Genomic DNA, 17,281 nt, shown 5'->3' with positions numbered 1-17,281 from the left:
TACCTTATGAAAAACAAGTGCATCATATTCCTTTTCTGCCATAGCATATTGCTGCTTGCAGCTTGCACCGGCGGTTTTGAGAACGACAACGAAATCAAGGGAGGTTTCTCGGACGACAAAAAGGAAATAGATTTCCAGAACCTAACTGCTCCATTCGAACCCATACAGTCGGGTATCTACTTCAATATAGGTTCTGTTGGCTTAAATTGGGTATGGCAGATGACACAATCCCTGAACCATGACATGTTCTCCGGCTACTTCATGGACCCTATTCCTAAATTCATGAAATCCAACGCCTGCTACAACCTGAACTCAGGCTGGACCAATGCCGCATGGCAATGTACTTACGGATATGTCTACACGGAGGTGCAGAAGGCAGAAAAGAACTTTTATGGCAATGACAACTTGAAAGGCTACCTCGGCATTACCGAAATTTTGAAAGTGGAACTGATGCACCGCATTGCCGATACATACGGTCCGCTGGTCTACCATCAACTGGGTGAGACACCCCGGGTTTACGGACTGCAAGAAGCCTATACACGCTTCTTTGCAGACCTGGACGAAGGGCAGCAATTGATAAGGGAATACCTGGACGAGGGCGGTGACAACAACAAATTCAAAGAGTATGATATGCTGACCAACGGCAAGACCTTGAAGGAGTGGTTAAAGTTTGCCAACTCACTACGTTTGCGCCTTGCCATGCGCATCTCCAATGTGGATGCAACACTTGCCAAAGACCAAGCAACCAAAGCACTGAATGACAATCAAGGTGTACTGGAAGGTGCAAGGGAAACCATCGCTGTAATGGGCAAGAACTATATCAATCCTTTGTGTGCCGTTGCCGGTTGGGGTGAAGTCTACATGAATGCCTCGATGGAATCCATTGTCAACGGTTATGAGGACCCGCGTGGCAAGAAATGGTATAACACCGCCCTTCTCGAAGGTTATCAAAAACAGTTGTTAGGCATTCCCATCGGCTTACCCATGAAAGACGGTGACGCCAACATTTACAGTTCTTGCTCTTCCCTCAACACAAGTACCATCGGCGAAAAGACCGGAGCCGTATTGATGAGTGCGGCGGAAGTCTGGCTGCTCAGGGCCGAAGCAGCCCTCCGCGGCTATACCAAAGAGAATCCCCGCACATGCTATGAATACGGGGTAAGTACTTCATTTACACAGTGGGACTGTGCTGGTGCCTCCGAATATCTGGAAAGCGACAAAACCCCTGCCGATTATAAAGATGTAGTCTCGGGCGGTAAGGTAGGCAAGGACATGAAAGCCTTGATTACCATATCCCCCAAATGGGAAGAAGATGCAGACATAGAGACGAAACTCGAAAAGATTATTACCCAGAAGTGGCTGGCATGCTGGCCCGAAAGTTATGAGGCATGGGCTGAGCAACGCCGTACCGGATACCCCAAACTTTTCAAGGTCCAAAACAACACCGGAAAAGTGATTGATACGGATATCATGATCCGCCGCCTTCCGTTCTCGACGGACGCCGCCACTGCCGACCCGGCACAATACGCCACCCTCACGGAAAAACTGGGTGGCGCAGATAACGGCGCCACCCGCCTTTGGTGGGATACGGGGAAAAACTCTTTCTAGAACAGACTCCACGCAACCGTAAGCCCTGCCATCACAATGGCTACCATGCTCATCAGCTTGATTAGGATATTCAAGCTCGGACCGGATGTGTCCTTGAACGGGTCTCCTACGGTGTCACCCACGACTGTAGCCTTGTGGACTTCACTGCCTTTGCCGCCAAAGTTGCCTTCTTCCACATACTTTTTGGCATTATCCCATGCACCACCGGCATTTGCCATGAAGATGGCAAGCACGAAACCACTGCTCAATCCGCCAATCAGCAGGCCGAGCACACCGGGAACACCGAAAATAAGTCCCGTAGCAATCGGAACAATGATAGCTATCAGTGACGGAACCACCATCTCGCGTTGCGCCCCTTTCGTCGAGATTGCCACACAACGCTCATAATCAGGTTCCGTCTCTCCCGTAAGGATTCCCTTGATTTCGCGGAACTGGCGGCGCACTTCGTCTACCATATGGGCCGCTGCACGCCCTACCGCATTCATCGTCAGTCCACAGAAAAGAAATGCCATCATCGAGCCCAGGAACATACCGGAAAGAACTTTCGGATTCATCAGCGTCACATCGTAGTGATGCATAAAGTCGAAGAAAGTGGCATCTTGAAGAGCCACGGCATCGCCATGAGGAAGCGACAGTTCGGTAGTCCCGAGGCGGGTCAGCCCGATACGGATTTCCTCGACATAAGAGGCCAGCAAAGCCAATCCCGTCAAAGCGGCGGAACCGATGGCAAAGCCTTTGCCCGTAGCGGCTGTAGTATTGCCCAAGGAGTCAAGCGCATCGGTACGCTTACGCACCTCTTCACCCAGACCGGACATTTCCGCATTGCCACCCGCGTTGTCAGCTATCGGTCCGTAAGCATCTGTAGCAAGCGTGATGCCCAATGTAGAAAGCATACCTACTGCGGCAATGCCAATACCATAGAGCCCCAGACCCACATTAGAGAAGTCGAAGCCCGAAGCAAAGAGATAAGAAGCAATGATACCTATCACCACGGCAATCACCGGAATAGCCGTAGAAAGCATTCCCAAGCCTATACCGGAAATTATGACTGTCGCCGGACCGGTCTTTCCGCTTTCACTCAGCTTTTGGGTAGGACGGTAGGATTGGGAAGTATAGTACTCCGTAGACCGCCCGATGATGATACCTACTATCAAACCCACTATCACGGAGCAGGAAATCCACAGCCAGTTGTCCAACTTCAGCAACCACAGGATAAAGAAAGTGGCGACAACTATCAAAATAGAGCTGAGATTAGTACCGAAAGCCAGTGAGTTCAGCAAGTCCTTCATCTTCGCATTCTCTTTGGTACGCACGGAGAAGATACCGATAATGGAAAGCAATATTCCGACGGCTGCAATCAGCATCGGAGCGATTACGGCCTTGAACTGCATCAGCGTATCACCCGAGTGGATAAAAGCCGCAGCACCGAGGGCAGCCGTAGCAAGGATAGAACCGCAATAACTTTCGTACAAATCAGCCCCCATACCTGCCACGTCGCCTACATTGTCGCCTACATTATCCGCAATCGTGGCAGGATTACGCGGGTCGTCTTCAGGAATACCGGCTTCCACCTTTCCCACAAGGTCGGCACCTACATCGGCAGCTTTTGTATAGATACCGCCACCTACGCGTGCAAACAATGCCTGCGTGGAAGCGCCCATACCGAAAGTCAGCATGGTAGTGGTAATGATGCAGAGTTTATGGGTGGGAGTCATTACATCTTCCGGAATTACAGCATTCAGCAACAGATACCAGAAAGATATATCAAGCAAGCCAAGGCCAACCACTACCAGTCCCATCACCGCACCGCTACGGAAAGCCACGCGTAGTCCGGCATTCAGCGATGTGCGTGCCGCATTGGCAGTGCGAGCCGATGCGTAGGTGGCCGTCTTCATACCCAAAAAGCCGGAAAGTCCGGAAAAGAATCCTCCGGTAAGGAAAGCAATCGGCACCCAGGAGTTCTGCACTCCGAAACCGTATGCCATAATGGAGAAAAGGATAACCAGCCCCAGAAATACCCAGCCCACAATCTTGTATTGTTGACGAAGGTAAGACATAGCACCTTTGCGCACAGCAGCGGCAATCTTAATCATCTGAGGCGTACCCTCACTCTCTTTCATCATCTGACGATGGAAATACCAGGCAAAACAAAGTGCCATAATAGAAGCGGCTGGAACCAGCCAGAATAGGATTTGGTCCATAGCATTTATTCGTATTAAAAGGTTGAACGAAAGCCTAAAAATATTGATTTGAAACGAAATAAGCAAATGAAAAAGAAAAGAAATCCAAGCAAGCATGTATTTATACTGGCGAATAAAACAACAAGCAGTACCCTTTTTTACCTATTTTTTGTATTTAATGAGAAGAATAGAGCACATATAGATATATATTACAACTTTTATAGTACCTTTGCAACAAGTAAACAAGCTAAAAACAAAGGCATTATGAAACCAATCTATTCTAACCTGACATGCAAGATGCTGGCTTTGACATTATGCAGCATTATGCTGGCATTCCTATCCATAGGATGCGAACATGACGTCTACAATCCCGATAATGGAAAAGACGATGAGAAGACTCCCAACTCTTTTGATTTTTCTACGACATCTTCCATCCAAGTAAACGTAAAGTATGATGTCCCCGAAGGCTATAAAGTACTTTTTGAAATCTATCTTGAAGACCCGTTCACGATTGACAAAGATGGCCAGATTATAAAACGCACAGACCTGGAACCGGTCATCAGACGCATGACAGACGGTAACGGTGCATATAGCGGCAAGGAAATCATCAATTCGGACCATGGGGACGAAGCATATATCTATACTTCTTATATAGGGGTCCCCACCCTCTTCAAAACAGTTATTGCAGGAGATGCCATTACTGCCGACATCAAATGGGATTCCACCGATGATAATCCGCAAACACGGGCGGAGGGATGGCAGGCACCCAAAGGATACCATGTATTAGGAACATGGAGCTCCAAAGGATATCCTCATTATTTAGACACAGACAACAAAATCACAATTCCCGGTGATGTATTGACAATCATCAATACGACCTTGAAGGAAGGAGGCACATGCCCTAAGCAATACCGACAAGCCATAGATTTTGAAATCAATGATCCGGAAGGGCGCAATGCGGAAGTATCCATCCGGATAATTGGAGGAACCAGCGGTGCAGCGAGCGCCTTTGGCTATTATTGCTATAGGGCAGACGCATCTTTAAGTGAAATTAAAAAAGCCCCCAAATGCATTGTTTTTCCAAACACTCTGATGGATAATTATTATAATAAAAAGGCTTCCGGACTACAAGGCGGTGAAAGTGTAAAGCTTCATTACATAGACCCCGACGGAGTGGACCAAGGCACCGTATTTCCCAATGGAGTAAAAATCGGATGGTTCCTATTGAATGACAGCTTCTATGGCGGAAACAATAAGCCTTTCTACTCTACTACAAAGCTGAATGGGGACGGCCGTACACATACAGCTGCATTCCGCATCGATGATTTTGTCGTATTGTCCTTTGAAGATTGGACAGACCAAGACTATAATGATATACAATTCAACGTATGGTCCAACCCCATCGAAGCCATCATCAATCCGGATATTCCTGATATCAAACCTGACGGTGGCAACGAGGATAAGAAATACAGTCTGGAATACAAAGGAATCATCGCTTTCGAAGATAATTGGCCCAGAAAGGGTGACTATGACTTGAATGATGTTATTGTAAAATACCAGTCCGTATTGAACTTCAATGATGCCAATCAGGTCCTTTCTACAGAAGACACCTATGAGTTGCTTTGGTCCGGTGCCACTTTCAAAAATGGTTTCGCTTACCAACTGAATACAGAACGCAGCAATATGTCAACTGAAATATTGGAAGCCCCCACAACTTTCAACGGACAAGGACTGGATACAGACCTTTCCAAAGCTACCGTCAATGTATTTCTAAGTGCGCTCGATGTAACAGAGAGAAATACAAAAACCGCTACATATAAGATAAAGAACACCTTCAAGACTCCACTATCACACGAAACGCTTGGAATTCCCCCTTATAATCCATTCATCATGGTACATGACGAATTGAAAGAATCACGCATCGAAGTGCATTTGGTCAACTATCCTCCTACTGAAAAGGCAGACATGGCTCTATTCCATACCGAAGAGGATTTGTCCTCTGTACCGACAAGCTATTATGTAGCCAATGGCAACTATCCTTTTGCCATTCATCTAAGTGGAGCCACAAACTTCAATACTCCTGAAACCCACCCGATAGACAAGAGCTTTGAACATTTTATGGATTGGGTCAATTCCAATGGAACAGATTATAAGGATTGGTACAAATAACCGATAAAAGATACTCCTTATAAAGAAAATGGCAACCATTCACAGGGTTGCCATTTCTTATATCTTCCTATGTTGTAATATAGTAGAGCGAACTTATTCCACCGTTACAGCCGTACCGCATGCCGTAACCATCAACATGCTGCCACTGCCTCCTACCGTTTCATAGTCCAAGTCTACACCAATCACGGCATTGGCACCCATAGCACGGGCATGTTCTTGCATCTCGCGCAAGGCTATATCTTTAGCTTCGCGCAGCACTTCTTCATAAGAGCCACTTCGCCCACCCACCACGTCGCGGATGCTGGCAAAGAAATCGCGGAATACATTGGCACCGATAATCGTTTCACCGGAAACGATGCCATAATAGCGGGTGATACGTCCACCCTCAATAGTCGGGGTTGTTGTTACTAACATAATTCATTTTTTTAGTTGTTGACATATTAGACGCAAGGAATGAAAGAAAGGTTGCAAAGCTTTGCTTTGGTCAGAACATCCGGCTGACACGAACTATACCTGCCACCAGCACATCTATCTCCTCCCGGGTATTGTAAAGCCCGAAAGATGCACGCACTGTTCCTTCGATGCCAAGACGCTGCATCAATGGTTGGGCACAGTGATGTCCCGTGCGTACGGCAATGCCAAGACGGTCGAGCAATGTACCCATATCAAAATGATGGATATCACCTACCAGAAACGATATGACACTACCCTTGTCTTCTGCCTCGCCGAAGATACGCATACCGGGAATCTCTTTCAGCCGTTGCATGGCATACTGGGTCAATTCGTGTTCATAGGCGGCAATCTTGTCCATCCCAACCAGCGAAACGTAGTCCAAAGCTTTGGCAAATCCGGTAGTACCGATATAATCCGGCGTACCGGCTTCAAACTTGAAGGGCAATTCATTGAAGGTAGTCTTTTCAAAAGATACATGCTGAATCATCTCTCCACCGCCCTGATAGGGAGGTATCCTATCCAGCCACTCCTCTTTACCATAAAGCACCCCTACCCCCGTAGGACCATACACCTTGTGCGCGGAGAAAACGAAGAAATCGGCATCCAGATCCTGCACATCTACCGGCATGTGGGGAATGGACTGGGCACCGTCCACAAGCACCGGAACACCCTGCTCATGGGCAAAAGCAATCATCTCCTTGACGGGATTGACCGTACCCAGCACATTGGAAACATGCGCCACACTGACAATCCTGGTACGTTCGGAGAACAACTGCCTATATTCGTCCAATAAGAGTTCGCCCTTGTCATTCATCGGAATCACCTTGATGGTAATTCCACGCTTGGCGGCAAGCAGCTGCCAGGGAACAATGTTGCTATGGTGTTCCATCACAGAAAGAATCACCTCATCCCCCTCCTGCATAAATTCCTCACCGAAGCTGGAGACAAGCAGGTTGATACTCTCCGTCGTACCACGGGTGAAGACAATCTCATTCGTGCTGCGGGCATTGATGAAACGTCTCACCGTCTCACGCGAGGCCTCGTGCAGCTCTGTAGCCTGCTGCGACAGGAAGTGCACTCCGCGATGCACATTGGCATTCACCGAATAATATTCGTCCGTAATGGCATTTACTACCTGGCGAGGTTTCTGCGTAGTCGCGCCGTTGTCCAGATAGACCAACGGCTTGCCATATACCTCACGGGAAAGGATAGGGAAATCAGCTCGAAGCCTCTCCCCCAGCCCCTCTCCCATAGGGAGGGGAGCCAAGATACTACTCTTATTTATATCGTTGTTCATAATGAATCGAAATTATAAGCTATCACTTGCAGATGGCGCACCCCTGGCATTTGTTCAGTTCCCCCCGGAAACGCTTCTCTACCAGCAGATGCAGACGGTCTTTCAAAGCATCCAAACGGATGGTGTCGATAACTTCGTTGACAAAAGCGAACATCAGCAGCAGGCGCGCCTCGCGCACCGGAATACCACGCTGCCGCATATAGAAGAGAGCGCTTTCATCGAGCTGCCCCACCGTAGCGCCGTGACTGCACTTCACGTCATCTGCATAAATCTCCAGCTGAGGCTGGGTGTACATATGTGCATCTCGGGTGGCACAAAGATTGCGGTTGGTCTGTTGCGAACTGGTGTGCTGTGCGTCAGGGCGCACTAAAACCAGACCGGCAAAGGCACCTACAGCCTGCTCGTCAAGGACATACTTATAAAGCTCATTGCTGGTACAGTTGGGCACGGCATGGTCGATTGTCGTATGATTGTCCACATGCTGATTCTTGTCTGCAATGGCCATACCGCACAGATTCAGCTCCGCATGTTCACCGGCAAGCGTCACACGGGTTGTATTCCGTGTAGTTCCGTTGTGCAAGGTCATACCATTCAGCAATACATTACTATTGGCTTCCTGCCTTACATACATATTGCTGATACGTACCGTACTGGTGTGTGTCTCTTCGAGTTCATAAAAATCGAAAATGGCATTCTCACCGGCAAAGATTTCTATCACCTGCGTTGCCAGGAAGTTCACGCCGTCCATCGCATGGTCACACACCAACAAGCGGGCTTGTGCACCCTCCTCCAGAATAATCAGCACACGGCGGTTCACCATAAAATTGACGTCACCACGCAGGATATTCACCAGCTGAATAGGTTTCTCTACCACCACGTTCTTAGGAACATAAAACAGAACGCCGTCTTGTGCAAAAGCGGTGTTGAACGCCGTCACCCCATCCTCTGCCGTATCAGCCAACTTGCCATAATATTTCTTCACCAAATCGGGATGTTTCTCGGCCACCTCCTTCAGGCTGCCGAAGATAACCCCTTCAGGCAGATGGGACTTAGGCAAAGCCCTGCCATAAAAAGCATCGTTCACCACAAAATAAAGAGCAGTGCTCATATTGGGAACATCGCACTTGAACACTTCATAAGGATTCACCGGAATTTCCAACCGGTTCAAGTTCAAGCCATAATCCGGCTCAAAGAACTTGCTGATATCCGTATATTTGTATTTCTCCTCCTTACGGGTGGGAAAGCCCAAGCGCTCAAAGTCAGCAAAAGCAGCGGCACGCGGCGCATTCAGCACCTCGGCACTATGCCGGCATATCATCGCCTCCGTTTGGGAGAAAAGGTCTATGTATTGTTGCTCTACACTCATGTTTTCAGATTATGAGTTTATAATTCACCTGCTTCTTTCCTTATCCAATCGAAGCCACGTGTTTCAATCTCCTTCGCCAATTCCGGTCCACCGGTCTTTACGATACGTCCACCCAGCAGTACATGTACCGTATCGGGTTTGATATAGTCCAACAACCGCTGGTAGTGGGTAATGACCATAGCACTGGTTTCCGCAGTCTTGAGTTTGTTGAAACCGTCGGCCACAATACGCAAAGCATCCACATCCAATCCGGAATCCGTCTCGTCCAAAATAGCAAAAGTCGGTTCCAACATCGCCATCTGGAATATCTCGTTACGCTTCTTTTCACCGCCGCTGAAACCTTCGTTCACGCTACGGTTGGCCAGCTTGTTGTCCAACTCCACAATGGCACGCTTCTCGCGCATCAGCTTCAGGAACTCACTGGCCGACAAAGCAGGCAGATGGCGGTACTTGCGTTGCTCATTCACAGCCGCACGCATGAAGTTCACCATCGACACGCCCGGAATCTCTACCGGAGCCTGGAAAGAAAGAAAGATTCCTTCATGTGCACGGTCCTCAGGACTCATGGCAAGCAAGTCCTTGCCATTAAAGGTAATTGAGCCGCGCGTCACTTCGTAAGCAGGATGGCCAACCAACACATTACTCAACGTACTTTTACCAGCACCGTTCTGTCCCATCAGTGCATGTACTTCTCCATCACGTATGGTCAAGTTGATGCCTTTCAATATTTCTTTGCCATTGATGCTGGCATGCAGGTCTTTTATCTCTAACATCTTTATATTTACTATTTGACTATTTACAATTTACTATTTATAAATCACCCCACGCTTCCTTCCAGCGAAATGGCAAGCAATTTCTGCGCTTCTACGGCAAACTCCATCGGAAGTTTATTCAAAACCTCTTTGGCATAACCGTTCACAATCAGCCCCACGGCATCTTCCGTAGAAATACCGCGCTGATTGCAGTAGAATATCTGGTCCTCACTGATTTTGCTGGTAGTGGCCTCATGCTCCACGATGGCCGTTTCATTGTGAATATCCATGTAGGGGAAAGTATGCGCGCCGCATTTGTCACCAAGTAGCAAGGAGTCGCACTGGCTGTAATTACGAGCATTGTCCGCTTTCTGTGCCACGCGCACCAAGCCGCGGTAAGAGTTTTCGCTCTTTCCGGCAGAAATGCCTTTGCTCACAATGGTGCTCCGGGTATTCTTGCCCAGATGAATCATCTTTGTTCCCGTGTCTGCCTGCTGATGGTTATTGGTTACTGCCACACTATAGAACTCCGCTGTCGAATTGTCGCCGGAAAGGATGCAAGACGGATACTTCCAGGTAATGGCCGAACCTGTTTCCACTTGTGTCCAAGACAGTTTACTGTCCACCCCTTTACAATGGCCACGCTTCGTCACAAAGTTATAGACACCACCCCGGCCCTCGGCATCACCGGGATACCAGTTCTGCACGGTGCTGTATTTCACTTCTGCACGGTCGTGCACCACAATTTCCACAATGGCCGCGTGCAACTGGTTCTCGTCACGCATCGGAGCCGTACACCCTTCCAGATAAGAAACGTACGAATCATCATCCGCCACAATCAAGGTTCTTTCGAACTGCCCCGTATTGCGGGCATTGATGCGGAAATAGGTGGACAACTCCATCGGACAACGTACCCCCTTCGGGATATAGACAAAAGAACCGTCGGAGAACACCGCCGAGTTCAGTGCCGCAAAGAAGTTGTCACGATAAGGCACCACCGAACCGAGATATTTCTGTACCAAGTCGGGATGCTCGCGTACAGCCTCGCTGAACGAGCAGAAGATGATTCCTTTCTCCATCAGCGTCTCCTTGAAGGTAGTCTTTACAGACACCGAGTCCATAACGGCATCCACAGCCATACCGCTTAACGCCATCTGCTCTTCCAGCGGAATGCCCAGCTTATTGAAAGTCTTTATCAACTCAGGGTCTACCTCATCCATGCTTTTCGGTCCTTCCTTCTTCTTCGTAGGGTCGGCATAGTAGGATATGGCCTGATAATCTATTTCGGGAATGCGGAGATGTGCCCATGTAGGCATCTCCAATGTCAGCCAGTGGCGATATGCCTTCAGGCGGAACTCCAGCAACCATTCCGGTTCTCCCTTCTTCTCAGAGATAAGCCGCACTACATCTTCATTCAGCCCGCGCTCAATGATGTCTGTATGCACGTCGGTCGTGAAACCGTACTTATACTTCTCCTGAGTGAGTTCCTTTACATATTTATTGGGTTCTTCTTGTTGCATCACTTCTATAATTACAAATTATGAATTACAAAATCACGGTTCACGGTATCAGTCAAAGTCTCCGTTTACAATCTGCTCCGTAACCGCCTTTGCTGCGGGAAAGAATATCCCGGCAAACTCTTCCATAGGATAATATAACACTGATTCTTTCTTTTTTGTTTTGCTAATCAGCGTATTGTCTCCGTCTATAAATTCGATGACACCAATCAGCAGGCTCGTCAGCAGGAGGTACTTCAAAGCCCCTAGACCAGCCCCCAACCAATGATTGAGCCAGCCCAGCGAGACGGCCTCCATTGCCCGGGTCAGCAGAGAAGCCACCAGGGAGAAGAGCAAAGGAACAGCCAGCCAGATGAAGACAAATGCCAGTACTTGCGCCACTGTCATAGAGTCTGTCAACATGGGGCACAGCTTCACTGCCAACGAGGCATACAAAGCCTTTGCCGCCAGCAGACCGACAATCAGCCCCAGCAGAGAGGCCAATTGCTTCACAAAACCTTTCATGAAGCCGATGATTGCGCCCAAGCCGAAAGCAGCCAATATGATGATATCTATAATTGCCATAAAATTAATGTACCAATGTGACAATATGCTAATGTGCCAATATGCTAATGGGTCAATGAGCAAATAACTAATATGCAAAATGTGCCAATTGCCCTGCGGCATTTTCTGTACGCGCAGCCAATTGGCACATTAGCATATTTGCACATTATTCAATTATAATGTTTGCTTCACTTCTATTTCTTCGTAAGATTCGATAATATCGCCCACCTTGATGTCGTTGCAGTTTGTCAGGCTGATACCGCACTCGAAATTGGTACCTACCTCCTTCACGTCGTCCTTGAAGCGCTTCAGGGCATTGATGGCACCCGTAAAGATTACGATACCGTCGCGTATCAAACGGGCCTTGTCGCTGCGTTTCACCTTTCCGGTCTTGACCATGGCACCTGCCACCAGTCCCACCTTCGTGATGTTGAACACTTCGCGCACCTCGATGGTTGCCGTTATCTGCTCCTTCAATGTCGGTGCCAGCATACCTTCCATGGCAGCCTTCACCTCTTCGATGGCATCGTAGATGACGGAGTACTTGCGGATATCCACACCCTCCTGCTCTGCCATCTTGGCGGCAGCACCCGAAGGACGTACCTGGAAACCGACGATAATCGCATCCGAAGCGGCAGCCAGCGAGACATCCGATTCGGAAATCTGACCGACACCCTTGTGGATTACGTTTACCTGCACCTGCTCCGTAGACAGCTTGATTAAAGAGTCGCTCAACGCTTCCACAGAACCGTCCACGTCACCCTTCACAATCACGTTCAGCTCATGGAAGTCACCCAGCGCCAGACGGCGGCCCACTTCGTCGAGCGTCAGCATCTTCTGCGTACGCAAACCTTGTTCACGCTGCAACTGTTCGCGTTTGTTGGCAATCTCGCGTGCTTCCTGCTCCGTTTCGATTACGTGGAACGTGTCGCCAGCAGCAGGTGCACCGTTCAAGCCCAATATCAGGGCAGGTGTAGAAGGACCAGCCTCCTGCATGCGTTGGTTACGCTCATTGAACATAGCCTTCACCTTACCGTAGCTGGTACCCGCCAGCACGATGTCGCCCATTTTCAAGGTACCGTTGGAAACGAGTACCGTAGCCACATAGCCACGACCCTTATCCAATGAGGACTCGATAATGGAACCGGTAGCACGGCGGTTCGGGTTTGCTTTCAGCTCCAGCATTTCTGCTTCGAGCAGCACTTTCTCCATCAACTCGGGTACACCGATACCCTTTTTGGCAGAGATATCTTGCGACTGATACTTACCGCCCCACTCTTCCACCAAGAAGTTCATGGCAGCCAGCTCTTCCTTAATCTTGTCGGGGTTGGCAGTCGGTTTATCAATCTTATTGATTGCAAATACAATAGGAACACCCGCAGCCATGGCATGGTTGATGGCTTCCTTTGTCTGCGGCATCACGTTGTCGTCAGCAGCCACAATGATGATGGCAATATCCGTAGCTTTGGCACCACGGGCACGCATGGCGGTAAACGCCTCGTGGCCCGGAGTATCGAGGAATGTAATCTTACGTCCGTCGTCCAGCGACACGTGGTAGGCACCGATGTGCTGTGTGATACCACCCGCTTCACCGGCAATCACATTCGCCTTACGGATATAGTCGAGCAATGAAGTCTTACCGTGGTCTACGTGACCCATCACCGTTACAATCGGAGCGCGAGGTTCCAAATCTTCCTCATCATCCTCTTCCTCTACGATGGCCTGCGCCACTTCTGCGCTTACATATTCTGTCTTGAAGCCGAATTCTTCAGCCACCAAGTTGATGGTCTCGGCATCCAGACGCTGGTTGATGGATACCATCATACCAATGCTCATACAAGTGGCGATGACCTGAGTAACAGAAACATCCATCATGCTTGCCAACTCGTTGGCCGTCACGAATTCCGTAATCTTCAGTACCTTGCTTTCTGCCATTTCCATGTCTTCCAATTCCTGCATACGGCTGGAAGCCATGTCACGTTTTTCCTTACGATACTTGGCACCTTTGTTCTTTCCTTTGGAAGTGAGGCGTGCCAAAGTTTCCTTTACCTGCTTTGCTACATCTTCCTCGCTAACCTCCTGCTTGATGACCGGCTTCTTGAAGCGGTCCTTATTGCGGTTGCGGTTATTATTGGCATTGTTTCCACCAGGCTGGTTTCCACCTTGCGGGCGGGCACCCTGACCTTGCTGGGCACCTGCGTGTCCACGGTCGTTGCCACCACGCTGGAAGTTGGAAGCATTGTTGATGTCCACTTTCTCCTTATTGATACGGACACGTTTCTTCTTGCCGTTGGCATCGCCGGCAGCGGTATCCTTCAACTTGCTGTCATCACGGCGGATTTCCTTGATGATAGCTTCCTTCATCTGCTTCTTCTGATCCTGACGAATCTTTTCCTTCTCTTCACGCTCCCTGCGTTTCTCCTCTTTCGATTTCTTCTTTGGGCGTGTGGATTGGTTCAGGGCCGCCAAGTCTATCTGTCCGATAACATTAATCTTCGAAACAAACTCAGGCTGATGTATCTTGAAGATTTCTTCTCCTTCTTCTTTCCCCTCTTTTTCAACCGGTGCTTCTTCAGCTGCCGGTGCGGGAGCAGGCGCTTCTATCATTTCTTCCTTTTTAGATTCTTGTTGAGCCTCTACAACCGGAGCAGGCTCTTCCTTGACAACGGGTTGTGGCTGCGGTTCCGAAACGGGCTGCGGCTCGGACTCAGATGCCGGCTGTACCTCCGGTTGCGGCTGTGGTTCCGGTTGGGGAGCAGGAGCAGGTTCCGGTTTCGGCGTTTCTACAACTGCCGGTTCCTCCACCTTCTTCTCCTCTACCGCTTTTTCCGCTTCTTTCTCTTTTTCCTGAGCAGGAGCAGGTCTACGGTTCAGTTTGTCCAAATCAATCTTGCCTACCGGCTTGAACTTCGGACGTGCGTCTTCCGGAACAACCGTCTTAATCTCCTCGGGCTTCGCTTTCTCCTGCGTTTCCCTATAGCCGTCAATAGACACGGACGCCTTGTTGCGGTCCTTGCTCTGACGTTCCTGGCTGAAACGCTCCGACTTTATCTTAAGGTCCTTATCTGTACTAAACTCCTTTTTGAGCAGTTCGAACTGTTCATCCGTAATTTTTGTGTTCGGATTTGCCTCAACGGTAAATCCCTTCTTTTGCAGGAACTCGACAGCCGTCGTAATCCCTACATTTAAATCTCTTGTTACTTTGTTTAACCTTATCGTCATCAATTTTTTCTATTTACGATTTAACCATTTACGATTTACGATTGATAATACTCGGAGCGGAACGACTTACATTTACAATCAAACTCTAATCGTAAATCGTAAATCGTAAAATCGTAAATCATTCATTCTCCTCTTCAAACTCCTGTTTCAAAATGCGCAATACCTCGTCCACCGTCTCTTCTTCGAGGTCCGTCTTCTCAATCAACATCTCACGGGGAGCGTTCAACACAGCCTTAGCCGTATCGATACCGATAGCCTTGATGGCATCGATAACCCAACCGTCTATTTCATCACGGAATTCGTCCAAGTAGATGTCTTCATCCTCTATGGCCTCATCCAACTCGCGGAACACGTCGATGGTGTACTCAGTCAACATACTGGCAAGCTTGATATTCAAACCTCCTTTACCGATAGCCAGCGACACCTCTTCGGGTTTCAAGAACACTTCAGCCTTGCGTTCTTCCTCGTTCAAGCGGATGGAAGAAATTTTGGCAGGGCTCAAGGCACGCTGTATAAACAACTGGATATTGGACGTATAGTTGATAACGTCGATATTCTCGTTGCGAAGCTCGCGGACAATACCATGAATACGGCTACCCTTCACACCCACGCAGGCACCTACCGGGTCGATACGGTCATCGTAGCTCTCAACGGCAATCTTGGCACGCTCGCCGGGGATGCGGGCAATCTTCTTGATGGTAATCAGTCCGTCATTGATTTCGGGTACTTCCATTTCGAACAGACGTTGCAGGAAGACGGGCGACGTACGGCTCAGGATAATCTTCGGATTATTATTCTTGTTGTCCACACGTGCCACTACGGCGCGGGCGGTCTCGCCCTTGCGGTAGAAGTCACTCGGTATCTGTTCGGTCTTGGGCAGCAACAGTTCGTTGCCTTCATCATCGAGCAGCAGCATCTCTTTCTTCCAAATCTGGTAGACTTCCGCATTGATGATGGTACCCACTTTATCAATGTATTTGTTGTAAATACTATCTTTCTCCAGTTCCAATATCTTGGAGGCCAGTGTCTGGCGCAAGTTCAAGATGGCACGGCGACCGAAGTTCGCGAAGATAACTTCATCCGTCACTTCCTCGCCCACTTCATAAGAAGCATCAATCTTTTGTGCTTCGGACAATGCAATCTGCAGGTTCGGGTTTTCCAAATCCTCGTCTGCCACTACCTCACGGTTACGCCATATTTCGAAGTCACCCTTGTCCGGGTTTACAATTACGTCGTAATTCTCATCGGTACCGAACATTTTCGCAATCACACTACGGAACGACTCCTCGAGTACGCTTACCATCGTGGTTCTGTCGATATTCTTCAGTTCCTTAAATTCCGAAAATGTATCTATCAAGCTGACAGTTTCTACTTTTTTGGCCATAGTCTTATTTAAAACTGATTAAGTATTTAGTGTATTTTATCTCTTCATACGTAAAGGTCAAGTCCTCGTCCACCAGCTTGGGACGCTTGGCACCTTCCTCTTTCACTTTCTTCTGAATGGTCACGACGAAATGCTGTTCGTCGGCTTCCTTCAACACGCCGCTGAGCTTGCGGCCGTCCTTTGCCAGCACTTCCACTTCCTTGCCGATGTGGTTAATGTACTGCTGCAGTACCTTGAAGGGCTGTCCGATGCCGGCCGAACCGACTTCCAACTCATAATCCTCATCCTCACGGTTCAACTTGGACTCGATGTAGCGGCTCAGCTCTACGCAGTCCTCAATCCAAACACCTTCTTTGTGGTCTATTTCCACCAAAATCTTGTCATCCGGGCTGATTGTCACCTCCACAAGGAAGTAGTCCTTTCCTGCCAGCCACTCGTCAACAATCTGACAAACAGTTTTCTTTTCTATCATAGATTAACCATTAGGAACAAAAAAGAGGAGCTTAATCGCCCCTCCACCTTTCATCCGTTTTCGGTTGCAAAGATATAAATAATCTGTTCGACTACAAAATATTAGAGAAAAAAAGATTGATTTAACGGTTCAAACGGGAATTATATTACAGACACGCCCTTTCAACACTTCAAGATAAGGGGTAAAACATATAATCTTATGAGACAGAAGCTTATACTTTATGAAATGAATTATCACGTTCCATACTGCATGAGATGCACATGTCAAGCACAACGAGATGCGCATCTCGGACAACATGAGATGTACATCTCATGCATA

The 17,281-nt window shown here is 48.5% G+C and carries 12 protein-coding genes; 2 read left to right on the top strand and 10 right to left on the bottom strand.

Going from position 1 to position 17,281, the window contains the following annotated elements; all coding sequences use genetic code 11:
- Positions 1-6 precede the first annotated feature (6 nt).
- A complete protein-coding gene (locus DW039_RS05175; protein WP_087332883.1) occupies positions 7-1,608 on the top strand; it encodes a SusD/RagB family nutrient-binding outer membrane lipoprotein in 1,602 nt (533 codons plus the stop codon).
- On the opposite strand, the gene DW039_RS05170 is transcribed toward DW039_RS05175, so the two are convergent.
- Positions 1,605-3,809 carry a sodium-translocating pyrophosphatase gene (locus DW039_RS05170; protein WP_044468114.1) on the bottom strand — a complete coding sequence of 735 codons (2,205 nt, stop codon included), beginning with the start codon at positions 3,807-3,809 and terminating at the stop codon, positions 1,605-1,607. The two genes, DW039_RS05175 and DW039_RS05170, sit on opposite strands and share 4 nt — an antisense overlap.
- 66 nt (positions 3,810-3,875) lie before the next feature.
- Between DW039_RS05170 and DW039_RS05165 the strand changes: the two genes are divergently transcribed.
- Positions 3,876-5,957 (top strand): LruC domain-containing protein, encoded by a 2,082-nt coding sequence (locus tag DW039_RS05165; RefSeq protein WP_016272032.1) that lies wholly within the window; start codon positions 3,876-3,878, stop codon positions 5,955-5,957.
- 93 nt (positions 5,958-6,050) lie between these two features.
- On the opposite strand, the gene DW039_RS05160 is transcribed toward DW039_RS05165, so the two are convergent.
- The 9 genes from DW039_RS05160 to rimP form a co-directional block, all read right to left on the bottom strand.
- Entirely contained in the window at positions 6,051-6,371 is a 321-nt protein-coding gene (locus tag DW039_RS05160; protein WP_005824368.1) for a heavy metal-binding domain-containing protein, read from the bottom strand.
- A 70-nt stretch (positions 6,372-6,441) separates the two neighbouring features.
- The gene (locus DW039_RS05155) at positions 6,442-7,662 is read right to left on the bottom strand and encodes a cysteine desulfurase (RefSeq protein WP_120381773.1); all 1,221 of its coding nucleotides are present in this window, start codon (positions 7,660-7,662) and stop codon (positions 6,442-6,444) included.
- Between the two features lie 67 nt (positions 7,663-7,729).
- Positions 7,730-9,073, bottom strand: a complete 1,344-nt coding sequence (sufD, locus tag DW039_RS05150; protein ID WP_022401832.1) for a Fe-S cluster assembly protein SufD — start codon at positions 9,071-9,073, stop codon at positions 7,730-7,732.
- A gap of 17 nt (positions 9,074-9,090) precedes the next feature.
- Entirely contained in the window at positions 9,091-9,846 is a 756-nt protein-coding gene (sufC, locus tag DW039_RS05145; protein WP_005824362.1) for a Fe-S cluster assembly ATPase SufC, read from the bottom strand.
- 44 nt (positions 9,847-9,890) lie between these two features.
- Positions 9,891-11,345 (bottom strand): Fe-S cluster assembly protein SufB, encoded by a 1,455-nt coding sequence (gene sufB / locus DW039_RS05140; protein WP_005824359.1) that lies wholly within the window; start codon positions 11,343-11,345, stop codon positions 9,891-9,893.
- Positions 11,346-11,393: 48 nt separating this feature from the next.
- On the bottom strand, positions 11,394-11,906 hold the full coding sequence (locus tag DW039_RS05135) for a CvpA family protein (RefSeq protein ID WP_008661989.1): 513 nt from the start codon (positions 11,904-11,906) through the stop codon (positions 11,394-11,396).
- A gap of 153 nt (positions 11,907-12,059) precedes the next feature.
- Entirely contained in the window at positions 12,060-15,107 is a 3,048-nt protein-coding gene (gene infB / locus DW039_RS05130) for a translation initiation factor IF-2 (protein ID WP_118930954.1), read from the bottom strand.
- 118 nt (positions 15,108-15,225) lie between these two features.
- Positions 15,226-16,491: a transcription termination factor NusA gene (gene nusA / locus DW039_RS05125; protein WP_005833693.1), complete on the bottom strand. Its 1,266-nt coding sequence runs from the start codon at positions 16,489-16,491 to the stop codon at positions 15,226-15,228.
- Positions 16,492-16,495: 4 nt separating this feature from the next.
- Positions 16,496-16,963 carry a ribosome assembly cofactor RimP gene (gene rimP, locus DW039_RS05120; RefSeq protein ID WP_005824352.1) on the bottom strand — a complete coding sequence of 156 codons (468 nt, stop codon included), beginning with the start codon at positions 16,961-16,963 and terminating at the stop codon, positions 16,496-16,498.
- Between the last annotated feature and the right edge of the window lie 318 nt (positions 16,964-17,281).

The sequence above is a fragment of the Bacteroides sp. AF39-16AC genome (assembly GCF_003602735.1).
Lineage (GTDB): Bacteria > Bacteroidota > Bacteroidia > Bacteroidales > Bacteroidaceae > Bacteroides > Bacteroides uniformis.
Note: the sequence above shows the minus strand (reverse complement) of the source record. Positions and strands in the feature narration are given on the sequence as shown.